Raw genomic sequence first — 22,741 nt, 5'->3', positions numbered from 1 at the left:
GCCGTCGCGCGCCGACACCTACGATGGTCCCCGTGGAGCACCACCGATGAGCGATCGCACCGAGCAGCTGGAGGTGCGGGGCGAGCGGGTCGAGGTCGACACGCCGCTCGGCGCCTTCCCCGCCATGGCCGACGGCGACGTCGTGCGCATCCGCAACGTCCGCTATGCGCGGGCCGCGCGCTTCGCGCCGCCCGAGCCGGTCGACCCCGACCCCGCCGAGAGCGCCGGGCTCCAGCAGGTGCGCATCGCCTGCCCGCAGCCCGCCAGCCCGAGCGCGGCGTTCGTCGGATCGCCGATGCGCGGCTGCGTGCCCGACGAGGACTGCCTGCGCCTGACGATCACGCGACCACGAGAACTGTCGGATGCCCCGGCGCCGGTGCTCGTCTGGATGCACGGAGGCTCGTACGTGTCGGGCGCCGGGGACATGGCCGGGCACGACGCGGCCGCCCTCGCGCGCGAGCAGGGCGTGCTGGTCGTCACGGTGACCTCCCGGCTCGGGCTGCTCGGCTTCCTCGGCGACGGCGTCGACCGGCCGGCCAACCTCGGCCTGCTCGACCTGCGGGAGTCGCTGCGCTGGGTGCGTGCCCACATCGCGGCGTTCGGCGGCGACCCCGACCGGGTGACCGTCGTCGGGCAGTCCTCCGGCGCGGACGCGGTCGTGCACCTGCTCGCCGCCGACGGCGCGGCGGGCCTGGTGCGGCGGGCGATCGTCGAGAGCGCCCCGTTCGGTATCCGCGGCGGTCGCGAGCGGATGCACGAGCGGATGCTCGCCGCGGCCGGCCCGCTCGACGCCACCACGCCGGTCGACGACGTGCTCGCGGCCCAGGCCCGCGCGAAGGAGGCATCGGCCGGCGACGGCCTGCGCTCGAGCATGGCGTTCGCACCGCAGTACGGGCATGCGCCGTTGCCGGCCGAGCACGCGATGGACGACCGCTGGCGCGAGCGCGCGCCGGGGGTCGACGTGCTCGTCACGTGGACCCGCGACGAGGCGTCCTACTTCGTGGAGATCGACCCGAAGCTCGGCGCGATCGCCGGCGTGCCGCTGGTGGGGCGGATGCTGCGACGCGGCCTCGTGCGGGTGCTCACGCGCATCGCGTACACGCGCGACGGCCGGCGCTTCGCACGCATGCTCGCGCGGGCCGGCGCTCGCGTGCAGGTCGCCGTGCTCACGCTGCGCCCCGACGGCAGTCCGGTGGGCGCGGCGCACGCCATCGAGGTGCCGTTGCTGTTCCCGGCGGACGCGTGGGCCGGTGCGCCGCTCCTCCGCCCCGCGGGCGGTCGGTCGCTCGTCGACGGCGGCGCCCCGCTGCGTGCGGCCTGGGCCGAGTTCGCCCGCCACGGGCGCATCGGTGCCGCGCGCATCGCGGCGGGTCCCGGCTGGTCGGGCGACGTGCGCGTCGGGACTCCGTAGCGGTGCGGGCAGTACCCCCCTCGGTACCCCCCGAACTGGTGCCGACTCCGGGCAACCCGCACCCGCGAGAATAGGCGGATGCCCCTGTTCGGAAACCGCTCTCGCAGCGTGCTGCCGCCCATGGCGGAGCTCGTGCCGCAGGAGCGGGAGTGGATCGACGCGCACCTCGAGCTCGTCGAGGGCGCGGGCACCGACATCGCCGACGCGGCGCAGGTCCGGGCGCTCTACGACCACTGGGCCGGGCGGTGGCGGCGCATCAACCCGCCGGAGCGCAGCGACCCCCGCACGCGCATCAATGCGCTGGGCGTGGCGCTGGGCGAGCACCTGGTGCGCTGCACGGTGCTGGAGTGGCGCATCACCACGGATCCGTACCACCCCGAGCTCGTCGTCATCAATCCGCGCACGCGTACGTTCTTCGCCCCGGTGCAGCTGGTCGAGGGCAACTGGCTGGCCGAGAAGCCGGGCCAGTTCATCACCGACGTGATCGAGGCCGAGTGTGCGAGCAACCCCGCGAGGCGGGGCAGGCGGGGGCGCTGACCGCCGGCGGGCGTGCGGCGACCGGCCGGTGGCGTCAGCCCAGGATGCGCCGCAGCAGCAGCTCGTCGACGCCCGCGTCCGCCCGCAGCACCGCTCCGGTGGGCGCGTCCGGATGCTCGGGATCGGGCTCGAGCTCGACCACCCGACCGTGGTCGGGGCCCTCGTCGTCGACGACGTGGAACCTGCCGTGCCGCCAGCCGAGGCCGCCGACCTCGCCCACCGCGATCGCCGCGGCGAGCGGGTCGTGCAGGGCGCAGCGCCGATCGCCGCCGTACCGGGTCGTGTAGAAGCCGAGGTAGGTGTCGAGCATCTCGCCGAGCAGGCGCGGCAGCGGCGCGGGCGCCGCGAGCAGCCGCTGCCGGTGGGCCTCGTCGAAGGTGTGCTGCATCGTGACGTCGAGCGGCACGAGCACGACCGGCCACGGCGCCGAGAGCACAGCGGCCGCGGCGAGCGGGTCGTTGCGGAAGTTCGCCTCGGCGACGAGCGAGACGTTGCCCGGCGCGTCGATCGAGCCGCCCATGATCGTGACCGAGTGCACGCGCCCGGCGAGCTCCGGGTCGCGGCGCACGGCCAGGGCGAGGTTGGTCGCGGGGCCGACGGCGACGACCCGCAGCCGCCCGGCGTGCGCGCGGGCGAGGCGGGCGAGCATGCCCGCGGCGTCCTCGTCGTCGACGGGCGGATGCAGCGGGGCCGGCAGCTCGACCCCGCCGACGCCGTTCGCGCCGTGGACGTGCGCGGATCCCCCGGCGAAGCGCCCGCGCAGGGGGTCGTGGGCGCCGATCGCCACCGGCACGTCGTCGCGGCCGGCGGCCGCGAGCAGTCCGAGGGTGTTGCCCGCCGCCTGCGCCGCACTCGTGTTGCCGAACACCGTGCCGATGCCGACGAGGTCGACGAGCGGATGCCCCAGCAGGTACGCGAGCGCGACGGCGTCGTCGATGCCGGTGTCGCAGTCGAGGTACACGGGCATGCGCGCGTCGGGGGTGGCCATGCGCCCCATCCTCCCCCAGGCGCGACGGTGGCGGCCGCGTGGTTCCCATTGCCGTCCGGCGGCACCCGGTCGTAGTCTGGGGAGCGCTCACATCCGACCCCCCCTGCGATGGAAGCTGGGGGGCCGCGCATGTCCGCAGCCCTGTATGCGCTCGGCCGCTGGGCGTATCGCGCCCGCCGCCTGGTGCTCGTCGGGTGGATCCTCGTGCTCGGCCTGCTGCTCGGCCTCGCGGTGCTCCTCGGCGCCGGCACGAACAACACCTACGCCTTCCCGGGCACGCAGTCGCAGGACGCGCTCGACGCCCTCGCCCGCACCTTCCCGCAGTTCTCGGGCACGTCCGCTCAGCTCATCGCCGTGGCGCCCGACGGCGGCAGCGTCACCGACCCCGACTTCCAGCAGGCGGTGGAGGACGCGGTCACCGCGATCCAGGCGATCCCCCAGGTCGCCGGCGTCACCGACCCGTACGGCGGCACCTCGACCGGGAACGTCTCGGACGACGACTCCGCCGTGCTCGTGCCCATCCAGCTCTCGGTGGTCGCGACGGCGGTCGAGCCGTCGACCTCCGACGCCCTCCAGGCCGAGGCGACGACGCTGCAGGACGCGCTGCCCGATGGTTCCGAGGTCGCGGTCGGCGGCGCGCTGTACTCGCAGGTCGACCCGGGCATCGGCATCAGCGAGCTCACCAGCCTGCTGATCGCGCTGGTCGTGCTGCTCGTCACGTTCGGCTCGCTGGTCGCCGCGGGCATGCCGCTGGTCACCGCGATCACGGGCGTCGGCGTCGCGGTCGCGATCGTGCTGACCGGCACGCGCTGGCTCACGGTGACCTCGACCGCGCCGCTGCTGGCGGTCATGCTCGGCCTCGCCGTCGGCGTGGACTACGCGCTGTTCATCGTGTCGCGCCACCAGGACCAGCTGAAGCACGGCATGCCGCCCGAGGAGTCCGCCCCGCGCGCGGTCGCGACCGCGGGGTCGGCGGTCGCCTTCGCGGCCACCACGGTCATCATCGCCCTGCTCGGCCTCGCGGTCGCGCAGATCCCGTTCCTCACCGTGACGGGTCTGGCCGCGGGGCTCGCGGTCGCCTCGGCGGCGACCGTCGCCCTCACCCTGACGCCGGCACTGCTCGGCTTCGCGGGCTGGCACGTGGTGCCGCGGCGCTTCCGGCCCGGACACGACCGCGCGGCGCCGGGCGCGGATGCCCCCGAGCCGAGGGATCACAGCGAGCCGACGGACGCCACCGTGCCGATGGACGCCACCGAGCCGACGCACGACCCCGACTCGTCCGGCACCGACGCGTCCGGCACCGACGCGTCCGGCGCCGACACGCCCGACCCCGAGGCATCCGCACCGCCCCCGCCCCGCGTCGGCGGGTTCTTCGGCCACTGGGTGCGCGGCGTGACCCGCTGGCCGCCGGTCACGATCGTGCTCGTCACGGCGCTGCTCGGGCTCGCCGCGGTGCCGGCGCTCGGCCTGCGACTCGCCCTGCCCGACTCGGGCTCGCTGCCCGAGGGCTCCCCGGGTCGGGTCACCTACGACCTCATCGCGGAGCACTTCGGGCCGGGCACGAACGGGCCGCTGATCCTCACCGGCTCGGTCATCCAGTCGACCGACCCGGTGACGCTCATCGACGACATCGCCGCCGAGGTGGCGGACGTGCCCGGCGTGGCATCCGTGCCGCTCGCGACCCCGAACGAGACGGGTGACACGGCGGTGATCCAGGTGATCCCGACCGGCGCTCCCGACTCCGCCGAGACCGAGGAGCTGGTGCAGCGCCTGCGCGCCCTGCACGACCACTTCGTGGACGACTACGCCGTCTCGCTCGCCGTGACCGGCTACACGGCGCTCGGCATCGACATCTCCGAGCGGCTGGGAGCCTCGATGCTGCCGTTCGGCCTGCTGGTGGTGGGGCTGTCGCTGCTGCTGCTCGCGATGGTGTTCCGGTCGATCGTGGTGCCGGTCACCGCGGCCCTCGGCTACGCCCTGTCGATCGGGGCGGCGTTCGGGCTCACGAGCCTGGTGTTCGTGGACGGGTTCCTCGCGGGGCCCCTGAACGTCGAATCGGTGGGGTCGGTGACGAGCTTCATGCCCATCATCGTGATGGGCGTGCTGTTCGGCCTGGCGATGGACTACGAGGTGTTCCTGGTCAGCCGCATGCGTGAGCACTGGGTGCACCACGGCGAGGCGCACGCCGCGGTCGAGCGCGGGTTCGTCGGCTCGGCCCGCGTCGTGACGGCGGCCGCGATCATCATGACCTGCGTGTTCGGCGGGTTCATCCTGAACGGCGAGGCATCGATGCAGCCGATCGCGTTCGGCCTCGCGGTCGGGGTCGCGATCGACGCGTTCGTCGTGCGGATGACGCTCATTCCGGCGGTGCTCGCCGCGTTCGGCCGGCACGCCTGGTGGCTGCCGGCGTGGCTCGACCGGGTGCTGCCGGCGTTCGACGTCGAGGGCGAGGGCCTCTCGAAGGAGGACGAGCTCGCCGATTGGCCCGCCCCCGACGACCGGCATGCGATCGTCGTCGAGGAGGGGCGGTGCGAGCGGATGCCGCCGGGCGACGCGCCGCTCGACGTGCGCGTGCCCGCGGGCGGTGCACTGCTCGTCACGGGCGGCACGGCAGCGTCGCGCACCGACGTGCTGCTGGCCCTCACCGGACGCCTGCCGATGGTCGAGGGACGCTGCAAGGTCGCCGGCCTGGTGCTGCCCACGCGGGCGGCGTCCGTGCGCGGGCGCTCGGCGGTGGCGGTGCTCGAGTCGCGCGACCCGGTCGACGCGCTGCTGCCGGCGCTCGCGGGCGACGCGCGGGTGGTCGCGGTCGACGGGGCCGACGCCCTCACCGAACCCGCGGCCAGGGACGAGGTGCGCGCCGTGCTGGCCGATGCGCGGCGCGGGGCGGAGGCTCGCACGGGGCATCCGCTCACCCTCGTCGTCGCCTGCGCCGACCCCGGGGCCGCCGACGACCTCGTGCCGGCCGACGCCCCACGCGTGCTGCTCGCGCTCGCGGGCGCGCCGCGCCTCGCCGAGAGCTGGGGCCGCTCGTGAGGCCCGCGTTCGGCGCGACGCGCGGCGTGGAGCGGCCCGGATGGATCACCGTCGTGGGCCTCCTGGTGCTGCCGGTGCTGGTCGCGGTGCTCCTGGCATGGGCGCTGTCGGCGCCCGCGAAGCACCTCGACCGGGTGACCGCCGCGATCGTGAACGACGACGACCCCGTGACCGTGAACGGGCAGACGGTGCCGCTCGGTCGCGAGTTCGCGGCCAACCTCATCGGCGGCGACGCGGGCGAGGGCGCGCCCGACGATCCGGGGGCGGACGCCACGGCGACGCCCGCGCCGACCGGCCCGAACTTCGGCTGGGTGCTCACCAACGACACCGACGCCGCGACCGGGCTGGCCGAGGGCACCTACGCGGCGGTCGTGACGATCCCCCCGTCGTTCTCGGCCGACGCGACGTCGATCTCGGGGCCGGCGTCCGACGCGGTGCAGGCGAGCCTCACCGTGGAGACCACCCCGGCGACCGCGTACCTCGACCCCGCGCTCACGGCGGTGCTCGTGCAGGAGGCGGTCGCGACCCTGAACCGCGAGCTCACCCAGCGGTACCTCTCGAACGTGTACGAGGGGTTCAACCAGCTCAACGCGTCGATCGGCCAGGCCGCCGACGGCGCCGCACAGCTCGCGGACGGCGCGGCGAGCCTCGCATCGGGCAGCGACGAACTGGCGGCGGGCGCCGAGCAGCTCGCATCCGGGCTCGACGCGCTCGACGCGGGCGCCGAGTCGTTGTCGGCGGGGCTCGCGCAGCTCGATGCATCCGTGCAGCCGCTGCCCGCCGAGACCGCCCAGCTCGCCGCCGGATCGGCGCAGGTCGCGGCCGCGGTCGACGCGGGCTCGGCGGCGCTCGCCCGGGCCACGGACGAGTTCGCGACCATCGTGTCGGACGTGTGCGCGCTGCCCGGGCCCGGAACGGTCTGCAGCCGGGCGACCGCCGCGCTCGGGCGGTTGCAGGCGGCGAACCAGGACGTCGCCGCGCTCGCCGCCGGGGCCGACCAGGTCGCGGCCGGCAACCAGCAGCTCGCGAACGGCATCCCGGGGCTCGTCGCGGGCGTCGACTCCGCCTCGGCCGGCGCGAACGAGGTCGCGGCGGGCGCCGGCGAGTCGGCCGAGGGCGGAGCGTCGGTCGCGAGCGGCGCGGAGGGCGTGGCATCCGGCGCCGGGGAGCTCGATTCGGGTGCGGCGCAGCTCGCCGACGGGCTCGCCGAGGCGGTCGAGCAGATCCCGACCTACACCGACGACGACATCTCGACGCTGTCGGCGGTCGTCGCCCAGCCCGTGACGGCCTCGCTCGACCTGCCCGCATCGGGCACGCAGTCGGTGCCCCTGTTCGCGGTCGTCGCGCTGTGGGTCGGCGGGCTCGTGCTCGCGCTCGCGGCACGGGCGGTGCCCGGCCGGGCGCTGCTCGGGCCCGACTCGTCGTTCCGGCTGCTCGTGCGCGGCGCGCGGCCGGTCGTCGGGCTGGGCGCCGCGCAGGGCGCCGTCGTGGGCGTGACGCTCATGGGCTTCCTCTCGGTCGACCCGGCGTTCTGGCTGCTGTTCGTGGCGGCGTGCACGTACCTCGGCGTGGTGTTCGCCCTCGTCAACCACGGGCTGGCGGCGGCGTTCGACGGCGTGGGGCGCACCCTCGCCGCACTCGTGGCGGTGGTCGCGCTCGTCGTCGGCACGTCGTCGACGGTGCCCGACCCGCTGGAGGCGCTCGCGGCGTTCCTGCCGACCGGCCCGGCCGACGCGCTGCTGCTCGCCGCGATCGACGTGGGCTCCGGATGGGGCCCGATCGTCGCACTGCTCGTGTGGGCGCTCGTGGGCGCCGGGCTCGCGCTGGCCGGCATCGTGCGACGGCGATCGGGCGAGTCCGCGCTCGAGGCGGCGCGGGCCGACTGACCGGCCCGGGCTCCGTCGCTCAGCCCGAAGCGAGCTGCGCGTCCATCGCGCCGGAATCGAGCACCTCCCAGATGTCGGTGATGCGGTCGCCGTCGAAGCGGATGAACATCGCGTGCGGCACCGACATGCGATTGCCCGTGGCAGGGTGGCCGTTCCACTCTCCCCGGTGCGTGCCCGTGAGCGTGAGGTGCACCGCGAATTCGTCGCCGCCGTCGACGACCCGGTGCACGTCGAAGCGCAGGTCGGGGAACGCGGTGCGCCAGCGCGCGACCAGGGCGTGCGTCGCGGGTGCGTCGAGCTCCATCGTGCGGCCGCCGACGTGCACCCGGAAGTCACCGAGCCAGTCGGCGGTGGGCGTGAAGTCGCCGCGGTTCCAGCCGTCGTCGAACAGTGAGCGCACCACGTCGTCCCGTCGCATCCTCCGATGGTATTCGTGAGCGGATGCGGCGCGCCGGAGTCGTCCTCAGCCCTGGAAGTCCTCCGGGTCGACGGTGTCGAGGAAGCGACGGAACTCCTCGACCCGGTCCTCGTCGCGATGCATGTCGACCATGTCGGCGGGCACGCCGGCCTCCTCGAGCACGTCCTCGGCGATGCGGATCTCGGCGTCGGAGCGCAGTGCGAGGCCGATCGCGTCGGAGGGCCGCGAGTCGAGCACCTGCGTGCCGGTCGGCGTCGCCAGCGAGAGCTCGGCGTAGAACGTGCCCTCGTCGAGCCGCGTCACGTCGACCCGCTCGAGCCGCGCGTCGACCGCGCCGAACAGCGTGGTGATGAGGTCGTGCGACAGCGGACGCGGCGGCTCGGCGCCCTCCACGGCGATCATGATCGACGTCGCCTCCTGCGCGCCGATCCAGATCGGCAGCACGCGCCCCTCCCCCGTCTCGCCCGCCAGCGGCTCGAGCAGCACGATGTGCTGGCCCGACGCGTCGAGCGCGACGCCCATGACTCGGACCCGGATCATCACGACCTCCCCGCGGCGTGTCGGACCGTCCCCTCCATGGTCCCACGCTCGTGCAGCGCCCTGTCGGGACGGACGGCCCTCAGGCGTCGAACGCCGCGAACGACCAGGGCTCGAGGGCGTACGGGAGCACGCGATCTCCGACCATCGCCTCGCCCGTGGCGGGGTCGGGGCCGAGGTCGGCCAGCAGGACGCGCACGCGCCCGTCGTCGAAGCGCGCCCCGACCGACCAGACGTCGCCGACCGGCTCGCCCGCGAGCAGTTCGCCGCCGCGCAGCGACGCGATCGCGGCCACCGCGTCGGCGACCGGGAACGCGCCGTCGCGGTCGCGGATGCCGCGAGGCCCCTGCGTCTCGAAGAGGTCGACGCTCGCCACGGTGCCGCCGCTCGCCGCGCCCGCGGCGCAGATCGACGCGAAGCTCGCGACCGCCCAGGCCGCGAGCGCGCGCGACGACTGGCGCGGGTCGGTGGCGGCGTGCACGTGCTCGGCGCCGTAGCCGTCGGGGAGGTCCAGCGGCGCCTCGGTGCCGGCCGCGTCGCGCGCCCCCGCCGCGCCCGGCGCGCTCGTCGCGCCCGGCGCGCTCGTCGCCACCGCGTTGAACCGCGATCGCAGCGTGATCGGGCCGACGTGCAACGGCCGCCCGTCGGCGATGCGCGCCGCGTCGCGCACGACGAGGGCCTGCATCGGCACCGACTCGACGACCTGGGCGCGCTCGGTCGCGTGCATCTGCGGTGTGAGCGCGAACCCGATCGCGGGCACCTCGCCCGGCACCCGGTCGTGCTCCCGGTTGAGCTCGGTGAAGTGCGAGCGTGCGCCCCCGACGAGCTCGGCGTTCGGCGCGTGCGCGGCCGCGGCCGCAGCCAGCGCGTTCCAGAGCGCCGGCTCGGTGACGTGCGTCGAGCCCGAGTACACGCCCAGGCGTGCCACCGCCGCCGACGCCGCCGCGTACCGCACGATCGGCGCGATGTCCGCGGCTTCGTCGGCGACGATCCGCACGTCCAGCGGCAGCTCCCCCGCCTCGCGCGCGGCGCGCGCGAGCGCCGCGCGCCAGTGCGGGGTGCGGGCGTCGGGTTCGACGAGCACGCCGGCGAGCCCCGCCGGCAGCGCGAGGTCGCCGAGCGCCGCGTCGGGCGCGGTCGACGCGCCGAGCGTCAGGTCGGGCACCGCACGACCGGTTGCGAACAGGTGCGGCCCCGAGGCATCCGCCGGCCCCTCGCCTGCGCGGACGCGACGTGCCTCGACCGTGACGGCCTGCTCGACGAGGGTGCCGGCAGCCAGGGTCACGGGGAAGGGCAGCGCCAGCGGCGTGCTGTAGGTCTTGTACGATGCGTCGGTCCAGTTGCGCTGGTCCTCCGTCTCGAAGACGTCGCCGTCGAATGCGACGCGCAGCTCGACGCCGTCGTGCGCCCAGGCGAGCGAGCGGATGTCGATCGCGGGCTGGTGCGGGGCGATCGCCTCGGGGTAGGCGGTGCGAACGGACCCGCCGTCCGCGGTGCCGACCTCGAGCGGGGTGCCGGCGAGGCCGGGCGGGTGCAGCACCACGAGCCCGAGGCGGTTGCGGGCGAACTCGGTCAGCGATCGTGCGACCAGGCGCACGCGCAGCATCCGCTCGTCGCACCGCAGCTCGAGGCGCGCGGCGATGTCGGCGCCGAGACCGCGCATCGCGAGCTCGAGGTCGCAGCCGTCGTCGCGCGTCGCGATCGACTCGACCGTCACCGGCACGGTCGACCAGTCGCGGTCGCGGGCGACGGCGCGGATGCTCCGCAGCACCCCGGTGCCGTCGAAGCGGATGTCGGCGAGCTCGTCGCCGCGCAGCTCCAGGCTCCACGGGCCGAGGTCGATCGTCACGGGCTCCGGCTCGCGGTCGCCCCATGCGGCGTCGTCGACCGCCCGGTCGCTCACAGCGTCGACATCCCTCCGTCGACGGCGAACGCCGCGCCGGTCGCGAAGGCGCTGTCGTCGCTCGCGAGGTAGACCATGATGCCCTCGAGATCCTCGGCGCTGCCGGCGCGGCCCATGGGGATGCGCCCGACGATCGCCGTGCGCGCCTCGTCGTCGCCGGTGAGCGTCGAGACCAGCGGCGTCTCCGTGTAGGCCGGGATCACGGTGTTCACGCGGATGCCGTCGCGGGCATACGCCGCAGCGACCGTGCGTCCGAGCCCGTGCATGCCGGCCTTGGAGGAGCTGTAGGCGGTGAAGTCGGCACCCTCGCCGCGCACGGCCGTGGGACTGCCGGTGAGGATGATCGACCCGCCCCCGCCGCCGAGCAGCGCGCGCACCGAGTGCTTGATGGTGAGGAACGCGCCGGTGAGGTTCACGTCGACCGTGCGGCGCCAGACGTCGAGGTCGAGGTCGGCGACCTTCGCGTCCTGGCCGAACAGCTGCACGCCCGCGTTCACGACCACCGTCTCGGGCCGCCAGCCGTCGGCGACGAGCCCCTCCACCCCGGCGGCGACGGATGCCTCGTCGGACACGTCCATCACCACGGCACGTGCGCCCTCCCCGAGCCCGTCGACGACCGCCGCGACCGCCGCCGCGTCACGGTCGGCGAACGCGACCCGGGCGCCCTCCCGCAGGAAGCGCAGCGCCACCTGTCGGCCGATCCCCGAGGCGGCCCCGGTCACCATCGCGGTCTTGCCCTGGAGACGTTCGGTCATCGTCGATCCCTTCGTTCGCGTCCCCCAGCACCATAACCGGTTGACCAGTGCATGCGCCTAGCCCTTCACCGCGCCGGCGAGCGCGCCCTGCACGAAGTACCGCTGGAACAGCAGGTACACGATGAGCACCGGGATCGCCGACATGAAGATGAAGGCGTTCATGGGCCCGTAGTCCGTGCCGTGCTGCGTCGAGAAGCTCTGCACGGCGAGCGGGATCGTCCAGTTGTCCTGCGACCGCAGCAGCGTCGTCGCCATCGCGTACTCGTTCCAGGTCGCGACGAAGTCGAGCACGAAGAGGGCGGCGAGCGCCGGCTTCGCCAGCGGCAGGATGATCTGCCAGAAGATGCGGAACGTCGACGCCCCGTCGATGCGGGCCGACTCCTCCAATTCGTCGGGCACGCCGCGGAAGAACCCGTAGAGCACGAACACCTGGTACGGGATGCCGAACGCGAGGTACGGCAGGATCAATCCCATCCGCGAGTCGAGGAGTCCGAGGTTCAGCATCGTGCTGAACAACGGGCCGAGACCGATCTGGATCGGGATCATCGAGCCGATCGCGATCACCATCAGCACGATGCGGCCTCCCCGGAACCGGATGCGCGCGAGTGCGAACGCGGTGGCGGCGGCGATCGCGAGCCCGATCGGCACCTTGATCGCGGCGATCAACAGGCTGTTGCCCGCGGTGACCCAGAAGTCGCCGATCTCGATCGCTGAGGCGTAGTTCGCCCACTCCCACGTCTGCGGCAGCGCCCATTGCGGCAGGGCGTTCAGCTCGGGCTTGGACTTCACCGAGGTCATGAACATCAGGTAGAGCGGCAGGAACCACAGCAGCGCCGTGACGGCGAGCGCGACCCAGAGCCCGATGCCGACGTAGTCGCGCGGCGGGCGGCGGCGCTCCGGAGCATCGGGGCGCACGGCGTGCGCGGTCTTCGCGGGGAGCGTGGCGGTCATCGCTCCTCTCCCTTCATCGACCAGGCCATGTACGGGATGACCAGGGCGAGCGTGACGATCAGCAGCACGGTGGCGACGGCGCCGCCCATGCCGAACTGGTGGTTGGTGAATGACTGCGTGTACGACCAGAGCGCGAGCACCTGGGTCGACTGCGCAGGGCCGCCCCCGGTCATGCCGACGACGAGGTCGAAGACCTTCAGCGCGTTGATGATCGTGAGGATGACCACGACCACGGTGGTCGGCCGCAACGCGGGGACCGTGACCGCCCAGAACCGCTGCCACGCGTTCGCACCGTCGAGCTTGGAGGCCTCGATCAACTCCACCGGCACGGTCTGCAGGCCCGCGAGGAACAGCACCATGCTGAACCCGACCGCCTGCCAGATGCTCGCGACGAAGATGGACCCGAGCGCGAACTGCGGGTCGCCGAGCCACGACTGGGCCCACTCCTCGAGCCCGACGGCGGTCAGGAACTGGTTCACGAACCCGAGCGTCGGGTTGTAGATCCAGCGCCACATCGCCGCGACCGTGATCGACGCGAACACCGCCGGAATGTAGAACACCGCGCGCATCAGGTTGCGGCCCACCATCTTGCGGTTCAGGCCGAGCGCGAGGAGCAGCGCGATCACCGTCGGCAGCAGCAGCGACAGCACGACCCAGATCACCGAGTTGCCGAGCGCGGTCCAGAACACGGCGTCCTGGGTGAACAGGCGCACGTAGTTGTCCACGCCGACCCAGGTCTGCTCCTGGGTGCGGAACCCCGACCACTCGAAGAACGACAGCCGCACGGCGTCGAGCATCGGGTAGACGAGGAACCACCCGTAGAGCACGAGGGTCGGGATGAGGTATGGCAGCGCCAGGGTGAACCGGTGATGCTTCGGCGTGCGACGGCTCGCACGCGGATCACCGCGCCGCGCGGAACGCCCGCGCGTGACGATCGCGACAGTTGACATGGGTGTTGCTTCCTTCGACCGGATGCGGGCCGCGCCCGCGTGGTTCGGGAGGCCCGGCGAGGGTCGCGAACGACCCCCGCCGAACCGATGGGGACTATCCGTTGGCGTCCCGGTAGGCCTGGAACTCCGCCCCGGCGTCGGCCGGGTCGAGGTCGCCGGTCAGCACCGAGTTCTGGATGCGCCAGTACTCGGTCGTCTCGGCGGTCGAGAAGTTCTGGTCGTTGTTCGTGTAGATGCCCGTCGCCTCGTTGAACAGGCCGGCCCAGACCTCGTTCAGCGGGTTCTCCGTGGAGACGGGCACCTCGGCGTTGACCGACAGTGCCGCCCAGGCGGAACCGGCGATCTCCTGCCCCTCAGTGGAGGTGATGAAGTCGAGGAACTGCGCGGCCTCGTCGGGGTGCTCCGACTCGGCGCTGATGTAGTACGCCTCGCCGAAGCCGTAGAGACGGCCGGTGCCGGTCGGGAACATGATGATGCCGATGTCCTCGGCGTCCATGCCGTTCTCGACCACGTTGGAGTTGAACCAGGTGCCCTCGAACTGCATGGCCGACTCTCCGGTGTAGAAGAGCTGGCTGGCATCGTCGTTGCTGATGCCCATGAAGCCGTCGCTGAGGTACTGGTCTCCCCAGGTCGTGAGCTCGGTGAAGGCCTCGGTGACGCACGCCTCGGCGCCCCAGTCGCCGTCGCCGGTGTTCAGCTCGTCGGCCACATCGGCGCCGCACTTCGTCTCGATGAGGGCGTCGAGCAGGCGCATGACGTGCCAGTTCACGGTGCCGCCGAGGCTCATCGGCACGACGCCCGCCTCGACGAGCGCGTCGGCGGCGTCGACCAGCTCGTCGTAGGTCGTCGGCGGCTCGTCGATGCCCGCCTCGGCGAACAGGGACTTGCTGTAGTAGAGGCCCTCACCCTGCTGCGTCCACGGCACGCCGTCGAACCCGCCGTACTGCGTGATGCCGCCGAGCGATGCGGGCGTGAAGCGATCCTCCCAGCCGTACTCGGCGTAGTAGTCGCTGAGGTCGAGGCTCATGCCTACGTCGACGAGCTCGCCGCCCAGGCCCGAGCCCTCCCAGTACCAGTAGACGTCGGGGCCGGTGCCGGTGCCCGCGGACTGTCGGAGCGCGGTCTTGTGGTCGTCGACCGAGCGCTCCTCGACGTTGACGGTGATGCCCGGGTTCGCTTCCTCGAAGGTCGAGACGAGCTCGTCCATGGCGGCCGCCTGGGTCTCCTCCAGCGTGGGCACCCAGACGCTCAGCTCGGTGCTTCCGTCGTCGGATCCACCGGCGGTGCAGCCGGCGAGCACCGTGACGGCGACGGCCCCGAGCGCGACGGCGCTCCACGATCGATTCAGTTGCATCATTGCTTCCGTTCCCTTGTGATGTGCAGAGTGCAGGCCGGGCGTTGCCGGGCCTGTCGCGGCGCGTCGGGTGCGCCGCCTCACGAGTGGGCCGCCTGCCAGCGGCTGAACTCGTCGAGCTTGAGGTAGAAGTCCTCGAACATGAGTCGCACGTCGACCCACGTGTAGACCCGCATCTCCCGCGCGCCGGGGACCTCGACGTACGTGCCGTCGTCGGCGAGCGCGGGCGTCGCGCGCACGACATGCCGGCTCGAGGAGGAGTCGGCCTCGAACAGCGACTGCAGCGCGGTCAGCAGCACGAGGGGCGAGTCGCCGAGCGCGTAGGTCTCGGCGGGACCCCGACCCTGACCGGACGCGCGCACGACCACCTCGGCGACCTCGTCGTAGAGGTACCGGCCGACCGGCCCGGCCGCCGCGACGCGGAGCCGCAGCTCCGCGTCGGACACGAGGCACTGGCGGTAGACGTCGCGCGGCACCTGCCAGACGGTCAGGTCGGAGTCGTTGAAGACCACCTGCCCGGCGACGAGGTCGATGAGCAGGTTGTACTCGATCGGCATGGCGTTCGGGGGCGGGTAGGCGAGCCCGTCGTGCTCCCGGCCGCCGATCCAGACCACCGTCATCCGCTCGGCGATGCGCGGCTCGAGCAGGTAGGCGGATGCGAGGTCGGTCAGCCCGCCCCCGGCGACGAAGAACAGCGGGCGGTCGTCGTCGCGCAGCGCCTCGTCGATGATCGCGCGCGCCGCCGCAGACGGCTGCGGGGTCGATCGGTCGGCGAGCGGCGCGTCCGCTCCACGGTGGATGCGCTCGGTGGAGGCGAGGCCCATGCGCGCGAAGACGTGCTCGACGACCGCGACGGCGTTCGCCGCGGTCCCGGGACCGGGATCGAACGGGTCGCCGTCGCGCAGGTGCGAGCCGACGACCGCGCGGATGTCCACGTTCGGGGAGAGCAGGTGGTGGACCAGCTGGTAGAGGTCGTCCGGGTCGCCCGAGAAGTCGTTGTCGATGATCACCCGCGCCCGCGCCGTCGCGATCGGGGGGATCGCCTGCCAGGGCGCCTCCCCCAGCCGCCAGTTCGGGACGCCGTAGTCGTGCTCGCGGACCTCGCGGGTGGGGACCAATGTCATCGTTGACCTTCTCGTGTGACGCGGTGATCGGAATCGGACTCCAAACCGGTCAACCGGTCCGTAAGTCATCGATAACCTATTCGGTAGGTGATCGATAACCTATAGACTGTGGATGAGCGTTACCTCATCGTTACATTGCGCTACATTCGTCGAACACGCAGAGTCGCATCGGACCGGAGCCCGCACCGACATGTCCCGCCCCACCACCACCCCCACCGGCCGTCGACCGAGCATGGCCGACGTGGCCCGGCTCGCCGGGGTGTCCACGCAGACCGTGTCGCGCTACTTCACCGGCACCGGCTACGTCGGCGACGACACCCGCGAGCGCGTCGCGTCCGCCATCGACGAACTCGGGTACCGGCGCAACCTCTCGGCGCGCAACCTCCGCTCCGCGCACACGAACACGGTCGGCGTGCTGACCATGGGCGCCCTGAACTACGGCTCCGCGAGCGTGCTCACGGGCCTCAGCCTGGCCGCGAGGGAGGCCGAGTACACGCTCTCGATCAGCCAGCTCGACCTCGACTTCGAGGCGATCGGCTGGGAGGCCGAGGCGCGGCGGGCGCTCGACCACTTCGTGTCGATCCCGGTCGACGGCATCATCGTGTCCACCCCGATCCGCGATGCCGACGCGATCCTGCGCGAGATCGAGCGGACCACGCCGGTGCTCGTCGTCTCGGAGCGTCCCATCCTGCCCGAGCATGCGGCGACCATGCACTCGTACACCGCCGGCTACCAGGCGACGCGCCACCTCGTCGAGCTCGGCCACCGCGACATCCTGCACGTCGCGGGCCCCGGCACGCGCAACGAGGCGCAGGCTCGTGAGGAGGGCTACCGCGACGCGCTCTCCGAAGCCGGCCTCACCCCGCAGGTCGCCGGCGACGCCACCGACTGGAACGCAGGCTCGGGCCACCGCGCCGGAGCGACGGTCGACCCCGCCGCCTTCACCGCGGTCCTGGCCGCGAACGACGAGCTCGCACTCGGCTTCATGAGCGCGATGGACCGCCGCGGGCTGCGCGCACCCGACGACTACTCGATCGTCGGCATCGACGACATGCCGTCGGCCGCGTACTTCTCCCCGCCCCTGACGACCATGCGGCTCGACTTCCGCAGTCTCGGGGCGAACACCTTCCGTATGCTGCACGAGGAGATCATGACCGGGGTGGCACCGCACCATTTCGTGCTCGAGCCCGAGCTCGTGGTCCGCGAGTCGACGCGCCGGCTCGACTGAGCCGCCGTCGGCGGCCGGTGCCAGACTCGACGCATGACCGGCACCATCGGCACCCCCGGCGGCTCCGACGAGCGCCCGGCCGTCTTCTTCTCCGGGCCCGAGGAGTTCCGCGCCTGGCTCGTGGTGCACCACGACACCGCGACCGAGCTCTGGATGGGCCTGTACAAGAAGCACGTGCCCGACCGCGGCCTCACCTGGGAGGACGCGGTGCCCGAGGCGCTCTGCTTCGGCTGGATCGACTCCGTGGCGCAGCGCATCGACGACGACTCGAGGCGCCAGCGCTGGACCCCGCGCAAGTCGACGAGCGTGTGGTCGGCCGTGAACATCGCGCACGTCGAGCGGCTGACGGCCGAGGGACGGATGCACCCTGCCGGCATCGCGGCGTTCGAGGGGCGACGCGCCGACCAGGCGACCGGGTACTCGTTCGAGACGATGCCGCAGGACCTCCCGCCCGAGTACGCCGAGCGACTCGCGGCCTCCGCCCCTGCCGGCGCCTTCTGGAACGCCGCCACCGCCGGCTACCGCCGCATCGTGACCAACTGGGTGCTCACCGCGAAGCAGCAGGCGACCCGCGACCGCCGGCTCCAGCAGCTCATCGACGAGAGCGCCGCCGGGCGCATGATCCCGTCGCAACGCTACGGCGACGAGCCGAAGTGGGTCGCGAGGGCCGCCGAGGCCGCGCGGGCCGCCGATGCGGACGGCCCGGCGAACGGCTGAGCGGCGGAACGCTCACGCCGCGGCGATGCGCCGCAGCGACGACGTGATCGCCTCGGCGACCATGCGCGCCGGCGGCAGGTGGTCGGCGTCGGTCTGCACGCCGAACCGGAAGCATCCGGCGTAGGAGAGCCCGACCACGCCGAGGCGCACGTTCCCCGAGAGCAGGGAGAGCGGCCACGCGGCCTCGAGCTCCGCGCCGTCGATGCGCAGCGCGCGCCCGGGGCCCGGCAGGTTCGACGCGATCGCCCCGACGGCCCGCTGCGTGGTCGCGAACCGCATCAGCAGGGCGGCGACGCGCGGGCCGCGCATGAGCTCGAACGTGCCCTCGCGACGCGCGCGCGCCGCAGCGGACCGCGTGGTCGCGGCCACGCGGGCGACGACCGGGCGCACGTCGTCGGGGTCGACCGGCACGCCGACGAGCATCACCCCCGTGGCGTTCCCCTCCCCCGCGCGGCGGTCGAGGCGCACCGGGTTCGAGATCGGCACGCGCTCCGGAAGCGGCTCGCCCGCGGCGAGCAGCACCGCGCGGATGCCCTGCCCGTACGCGGCGAGGAACGCGTCGTTGACGGTGCCGCCGAGGCGCCGGGCGCCGTCGTGCAGGGCGCGCAGGTCGACCTCCCCGAACGCGACGTCCCGCGTCGCACCGAGCGGGCCGAGGAGGGTACGCGACCGGACGGACCGCCGGAACACCGCCGCGACCTGCACCACGATGCGGGCGCCGCGCGACGCGATGCTCCGGATGCCGCGGGGCCCGGGCTCCGCAGCGCGCGGCTCCCCTGATCGCGGCTCCCCTGATCGCGGCTCCCCGGAGCGCGGCTTCCCGACCGTGGCACCCTCGGCGGCGCCGTCGACCGGCGCATCGGGATCGGCCAGCGCGCCGACGAGCGCCTCGGCCGCGAGCCCGTCGGCCACGGCATGGTGCAGCCGGATCAGCAGGGCGCAGCGCCCGGGCCGCGCCCGCGGCACCAGCAGCAGCTCCCACGGCGGGCGGTCCGCCGCGAGCGGCTGCATGACCACGCGTGCGCACACGGCCTCGAGCGACTCGGGCGCATCCGCCACTCCGGCCCGGCCGGGACCGTCGAGGACCCGCACGTGGTGCGCGAGGTCGGGCGTGGCCGCCTCCCATCGCCAGTCGCCGTGCCGCTCCACCGGACGCCGGCACAGCGCCTCGATGCCGCGCACGCGGGCGTCGAGGGCGCGCCGCAGGCGACCGACGTCCGCGTCACCCTCCCGGTCGACCCACCCGCCCGGCGCGAACAGCGCGACGAGGGTCACGACGTTCGGCTGGCTCCCCTCCAGCGCGAAGTTCGCGGCGTCCACCGCCGCGATCGCGCTGTCGGGATGGACACGAGCGCCCATGGCCTCAGGCTACGCCGCTCGCGCACGTCCGCGCCCACTGGTGCGCCCGCGCGGGCGGAGTCGTAGAGTGTGCCCATGGGGGAAGACACGCTGAGCGGTCTCGCCAGACCGCACCTGAACGACTTCGGACAGAACTCCGGCTGGGCGGTCTCCGTCCTCGACGGTGACGGCACCGTGCTCGACATCGTGGTCGTGCACGCCAAGGAGATCGGACCCGACGGCGAGGAGGCGGCGATCCGACATCGCCTCTCCTCGGAGTACGACCTGTCGGATGCGGAGCTGACGCGCACGTCCGAGCTCACCGGCGACGGTCTTCGCGCCGGCGTCATCCGCATCTCCGGCCTGCGCTCCGCCTGACCCGCTAGCGTGGTGCGGTGCGCACCACGACATCCACGATCGCCGTCATCGGACCGGGTGCCATCGGCACGGCGCTCGCAGCGCGGCTCGCGTCGGGCGCCGGCCACGACGTGACGGTCGCGGTACGCACGCCGTTCCGCGGGCTCGAGCTGCACGACGGGGAGCACGTGGTGCGCGCCGAGGCATCCGTCATCACCGACCCGGCGCAGGCGACGCCCGTCGACTGGGTGCTCGTCACCACGAAGGCGTACGACGCCGAGGGTGCCGCGCGGTGGCTGCCCGGGCTCATGCACGAGACCACGCGCGTCGCGATCGTGCAGAACGGCGTGGAGCACGTCGAGCGGTTCGCACCCTGGGTCGACTCCGACCGCCTGCTGCCGGTCATGATCGACCTCCCGGCCGAGCGTTCCGCACCGGGGGTCGTGCGCCAGCGCGGGGCGGGGGTGCTGACCGTGCCCGACTCGCCGGCGGGCGTCGCGTTCGTCCGGGTCTTCGCCGGGTCCGGGCTCGACGTGCGCACCACCGACGACATGACGACCGCGCTCTGGCGGAAGCTCTGCATCAACTCGGTCGGCGCACTGAACGCCGTGACCCTGGCGCCGCCGCGCATCGCCCGCGACGACGCCGTCGCCGAGCTGATGCGCGAGATCGTCCACGAGGCCGTCGCCGTTGGTCGTGCCGAGGGCGCCGAGCTGCCCGACGACCTCGCCGACGAGATCGTCGCCGCGTACCGGGCCGGCCCGGGCGACGGCATCAACTCGCTGCACGCCGACCGGCTCGCGGGGCGGCCGATGGAGATCGACGCACGCAACGGCGCGATCGTGCGCGCCGGCGCCCGGCACGGCATCCCGACGCCGCGGAACGAGCTGCTCGTCGCACTGCTCGGTGCGATCGAGCGATACGGAGCCGGTCGATGATCACCGACACCGCCCGCGAGTTCCTCGCAGAGCGCCACCTCGCCGTACTGTCCACGATCGGCCGCGACGGCCGCATCCACGCGGTACCCGTCGGCATCACCTACCTCGACGGCGTCGTGCGCGTCATCGGCAGTCGCGGCTCGCAGAAGTTCCGGAACGCCGAGCGGAGCGGTCGCGCCACCGTCGCCACGGTCGACGGCGCGCGCTGGATCAGCTTCGAGGGCCCGGTGCGCCTCGCCACCGACCCCGAATCGGTCGCCCTCGCCGTGGAGCTCTATGCGGCCCGTTACCGGCAGCCGCGCGAGAATCCCGAGCGCATCGTGCTCGAGCTGACCGTCGAGCGCGTGCTCGGCTCGGCGGGCATGCGCGCCTGACCCGGCGCTCACTACGCTGTGCGGATGACCCGCCGCGCGAGGTCGCCGCCGCGAACTGAGCGGAGACCTCGCGAGGGGCGAGCGGATGCCTCGCGACCACGCGCGCGCTCAGCGCCGCGGCGTCCACCCCGACGGGAGCGGCCCGTCGACGTCGGCACGCTCGAGGTCGGCCTGCGCCGACCATCCCTGCGCGGCATCCGTGCCGTCGAACCCGCCGCGGGCCACGCGGAACCCGACGTCCTCGTGATGCATGCGCGGCGCTCCCCCGCGCCGGGTCGAGGCGCGCACGCTCCAGGCGTCATCGGCGAACCCACCGCCGCGGAACACGCGGTAGTCGTCGTACCGGGCGGGGTCGAGCAGGTCCCAGCACCACTCCCACACGTTGCCGAGGGTGTCGAACAAGCCGTTCAGGTTCGGCAGCTTGCCGCCGATCGACTGCGGCGCGGTGACGCCGTCGGCGCTCGTCCACGCGACCTCGGCCAGCGGGCCGTACTGCGGCTGGGTCGAGCCGGCCCGGCAGGCGAACTCCCACTCGGCCTCGGTCGGCAGTCGGTACCCGTCGGCGTCGACGTGCCAGGTGACCTCCTCGCCGTCGAACGCGTACGCGGGGTCGAGGCCCTCCCACTCGGATGCCGCGTTGCAGAACCGGATCGCGCGCAGCCAGCTGACATCCGTCGCCGGCCGCCGCGGGTGGTGCGCGGTCTCCCCCAGCAGCTCGGCCAGCTGCTCCTGCGTCACCGGGAACACGCCGATCTCGAACGGCTCGAGCTCGACGCTCCAGCGCACCTTCCGCCTCGCGTCGTGCAGCCGTACGGTGCCGCCCGCGATGCGGGCCAGCTCGATGTCGGTCACCGGTCGAGTCTCGCACGTGGGCATCGCCCGCCCGCGCGCCCGCCCACGGCGCGCTCGCCCGCCGACCGCTCGTACGCTGCGCGCCCGTCCGCCCCTCCACCGCCGCGCGGCCACCCGTCCCTCCACCGTCTGAGGGCCATCCCTTGGCCTGAGGGCGACATCTTCAGCCCTCACGCTCAGAACTGTCCCTCAGACGCGAGCCGGGCCTGCATCGACGAGGGCGAGGCACTCCTCGCGGGAGCCCACGAGCGGGATCATCGCCCAGTCGGCGGTGCCGGCGTCGTCGAGCTCGCCGGCCCAGACGAGCTCCACCGGGTGCTCCGCGTCGGAGAACTCGCTGCGCATCCGACGCAGGTCGGCGACCGTCGCTTCGGTGGGGTCGTTGTCGGGGCCGATCCACCCGTCCCACCGCGCGGCGCGACGCTTCGCCGGGGCGCTGTCGCCGCCGACCCAGATCGGCACGCGCGGGTGCTGCACCGGCACCGCGGCGAGGGTGAACCCGTCGACGACGTAGTGCTCGCCGTGGTGCACGACCCGCTCGCCGCTCCAGAGCCGGACGATCAGCTCGAGCGCCTCGTCGAGCTGCGCGGCACGGGTGCGGGCGTCGCCGGGCTGGCCGAACATCTCGAAGCTGCGCGCCACGTCGCCGATGCCGACGCCGAGGGTCATTCGGCCGCCCGACAGCACGTCGAGGCTCGCCACGATCGACGCGACGACCTGCGGCGGGAACGCCGGGAGCGGTGCGATGCACGTGCCGATCCGCACGCGCGAGGTCGTCGACGCGACGGCGGCGAGCACGACCCACGGGTCGTACGTCTTCGGTGGCGCGTCTCCGGAGGTGAACCCGCCCCACGTGAAGTAGCCGTCCCAACCCGCCTGCTCCGCCCGCGCGGCCAGGCGAGCCGCCTCGCGCGGGTCGCCGAACGGCCCCCAGTGGGGAACGGCGAGGGCGAACCGGGTCACGCGGCCACCCTAGCCCCGCCGCTTCGGCCGCCGTTGCGTGCGTGCACACCACGCACGCGAAGGGGCGGATGCCGGCCGCATCCGCCCCCTCTCTGTGCGAGCCCGGACCCCGCCCGGGACATCT

General features: G+C 73.6%; 21 protein-coding genes. 9 read left to right on the top strand and 12 right to left on the bottom strand.

The genetic code is table 11. The annotated features are described in order from the left end of the window. Positions 1-46: 46 nt before the first annotated feature. The gene (locus ABZK10_RS08370; RefSeq protein ID WP_353808724.1) at positions 47-1,411 is read left to right on the top strand and encodes a carboxylesterase family protein; all 1,365 of its coding nucleotides are present in this window, start codon (positions 47-49) and stop codon (positions 1,409-1,411) included. Positions 1,412-1,489: 78 nt separating this feature from the next. Continuing rightward, a complete protein-coding gene (locus ABZK10_RS08365; protein WP_353808723.1) occupies positions 1,490-1,948 on the top strand; it encodes a DUF3806 domain-containing protein in 459 nt (152 codons plus the stop codon). A gap of 34 nt (positions 1,949-1,982) precedes the next feature. Here the strand turns inward: ABZK10_RS08365 and ABZK10_RS08360 are convergent, their stop codons facing one another. Beyond that, positions 1,983-2,936 carry a nucleoside hydrolase gene (locus tag ABZK10_RS08360; RefSeq protein ID WP_353808722.1) on the bottom strand — a complete coding sequence of 318 codons (954 nt, stop codon included), beginning with the start codon at positions 2,934-2,936 and terminating at the stop codon, positions 1,983-1,985. A 129-nt stretch (positions 2,937-3,065) separates the two neighbouring features. On the opposite strand from ABZK10_RS08360, the gene ABZK10_RS08355 reads away from it, so the two are divergent. Continuing rightward, on the top strand, positions 3,066-5,972 hold the full coding sequence (locus ABZK10_RS08355; RefSeq protein ID WP_353808721.1) for an MMPL family transporter: 2,907 nt from the start codon (positions 3,066-3,068) through the stop codon (positions 5,970-5,972). Continuing rightward, positions 5,969-7,858: a hypothetical protein gene (locus ABZK10_RS08350; RefSeq protein WP_353808720.1), complete on the top strand. Its 1,890-nt coding sequence runs from the start codon at positions 5,969-5,971 to the stop codon at positions 7,856-7,858. Before ABZK10_RS08355 ends, ABZK10_RS08350 begins: the two co-directional genes overlap by 4 nt. 19 nt (positions 7,859-7,877) lie before the next feature. On the opposite strand, the gene ABZK10_RS08345 is transcribed toward ABZK10_RS08350, so the two are convergent. From ABZK10_RS08345 to ABZK10_RS08310, 8 genes are all read right to left on the bottom strand, one after another. After that, a complete protein-coding gene (locus tag ABZK10_RS08345; RefSeq protein ID WP_353808719.1) occupies positions 7,878-8,276 on the bottom strand; it encodes an ester cyclase in 399 nt (132 codons plus the stop codon). A gap of 45 nt (positions 8,277-8,321) precedes the next feature. Next, on the bottom strand, positions 8,322-8,816 hold the full coding sequence (locus tag ABZK10_RS08340; RefSeq protein ID WP_353808718.1) for a bifunctional nuclease domain-containing protein: 495 nt from the start codon (positions 8,814-8,816) through the stop codon (positions 8,322-8,324). Between the two features lie 79 nt (positions 8,817-8,895). After that, positions 8,896-10,716, bottom strand: a complete 1,821-nt coding sequence (locus ABZK10_RS08335) for a D-apionate lactonase family protein (RefSeq protein WP_353808717.1) — start codon at positions 10,714-10,716, stop codon at positions 8,896-8,898. Further along, on the bottom strand, positions 10,713-11,471 hold the full coding sequence (locus ABZK10_RS08330; protein ID WP_353808716.1) for an SDR family NAD(P)-dependent oxidoreductase: 759 nt from the start codon (positions 11,469-11,471) through the stop codon (positions 10,713-10,715). Before ABZK10_RS08330 ends, ABZK10_RS08335 begins: the two co-directional genes overlap by 4 nt. A 57-nt stretch (positions 11,472-11,528) precedes the next feature. Continuing rightward, positions 11,529-12,422, bottom strand: coding sequence for a carbohydrate ABC transporter permease (locus ABZK10_RS08325; protein WP_353808715.1), 894 nt, complete (start codon positions 12,420-12,422; stop codon positions 11,529-11,531). Then, on the bottom strand, positions 12,419-13,372 hold the full coding sequence (locus ABZK10_RS08320; protein ID WP_353808714.1) for a carbohydrate ABC transporter permease: 954 nt from the start codon (positions 13,370-13,372) through the stop codon (positions 12,419-12,421). Before ABZK10_RS08320 ends, ABZK10_RS08325 begins: the two co-directional genes overlap by 4 nt. Before the next feature lie 94 nt (positions 13,373-13,466). After that, a complete protein-coding gene (locus ABZK10_RS08315; protein WP_353808713.1) occupies positions 13,467-14,726 on the bottom strand; it encodes an ABC transporter substrate-binding protein in 1,260 nt (419 codons plus the stop codon). 80 nt (positions 14,727-14,806) lie between these two features. Next, a complete protein-coding gene (locus ABZK10_RS08310) occupies positions 14,807-15,850 on the bottom strand; it encodes a nucleoside hydrolase (RefSeq protein ID WP_353808712.1) in 1,044 nt (347 codons plus the stop codon). Between the two features lie 190 nt (positions 15,851-16,040). Between ABZK10_RS08310 and ABZK10_RS08305 the strand changes: the two genes are divergently transcribed. Next, complete coding sequence (locus ABZK10_RS08305) at positions 16,041-17,078, top strand: LacI family DNA-binding transcriptional regulator (protein WP_353808711.1); 1,038 nt, start codon at positions 16,041-16,043, stop codon at positions 17,076-17,078. 33 nt (positions 17,079-17,111) lie between these two features. Continuing rightward, a complete protein-coding gene (locus ABZK10_RS08300; protein ID WP_353808710.1) occupies positions 17,112-17,795 on the top strand; it encodes a YdeI/OmpD-associated family protein in 684 nt (227 codons plus the stop codon). 12 nt (positions 17,796-17,807) lie between these two features. Here the strand turns inward: ABZK10_RS08300 and ABZK10_RS08295 are convergent, their stop codons facing one another. Beyond that, on the bottom strand, positions 17,808-19,154 hold the full coding sequence (locus ABZK10_RS08295) for a wax ester/triacylglycerol synthase domain-containing protein (protein WP_353808709.1): 1,347 nt from the start codon (positions 19,152-19,154) through the stop codon (positions 17,808-17,810). 75 nt (positions 19,155-19,229) lie between these two features. On the opposite strand from ABZK10_RS08295, the gene ABZK10_RS08290 reads away from it, so the two are divergent. The 3 genes from ABZK10_RS08290 to ABZK10_RS08280 are packed head-to-tail and all read left to right on the top strand — an operon-like array spanning position 19,230 to position 20,802. After that, positions 19,230-19,511, top strand: coding sequence for a hypothetical protein (locus tag ABZK10_RS08290; protein ID WP_353808708.1), 282 nt, complete (start codon positions 19,230-19,232; stop codon positions 19,509-19,511). 17 nt (positions 19,512-19,528) lie between these two features. Then, entirely contained in the window at positions 19,529-20,428 is a 900-nt protein-coding gene (locus tag ABZK10_RS08285; RefSeq protein ID WP_353808707.1) for a 2-dehydropantoate 2-reductase, read from the top strand. Further along, positions 20,425-20,802 carry a PPOX class F420-dependent oxidoreductase gene (locus ABZK10_RS08280; protein ID WP_353808706.1) on the top strand — a complete coding sequence of 126 codons (378 nt, stop codon included), beginning with the start codon at positions 20,425-20,427 and terminating at the stop codon, positions 20,800-20,802. Before ABZK10_RS08285 ends, ABZK10_RS08280 begins: the two co-directional genes overlap by 4 nt. 108 nt (positions 20,803-20,910) lie before the next feature. Here ABZK10_RS08280 and ABZK10_RS08275 read toward each other — a convergent pair whose 3' ends face one another. Both ABZK10_RS08275 and ABZK10_RS08270 read right to left on the bottom strand, forming a co-directional pair. Next, complete coding sequence (locus ABZK10_RS08275; protein WP_353808705.1) at positions 20,911-21,654, bottom strand: formylglycine-generating enzyme family protein; 744 nt, start codon at positions 21,652-21,654, stop codon at positions 20,911-20,913. A 189-nt stretch (positions 21,655-21,843) separates the two neighbouring features. After that, on the bottom strand, positions 21,844-22,617 hold the full coding sequence (locus ABZK10_RS08270; protein ID WP_353808704.1) for an LLM class flavin-dependent oxidoreductase: 774 nt from the start codon (positions 22,615-22,617) through the stop codon (positions 21,844-21,846). Positions 22,618-22,741 lie beyond the last annotated feature (124 nt).

The sequence above is a fragment of the Agromyces sp. SYSU T00194 genome, from assembly GCF_040496035.1.
GTDB lineage: Bacteria > Actinomycetota > Actinomycetes > Actinomycetales > Microbacteriaceae > Agromyces > Agromyces chitinivorans.
The sequence above is the reverse complement of the archived record's forward strand: the minus strand, read 5'-3'. Positions and strand labels throughout refer to the sequence as shown.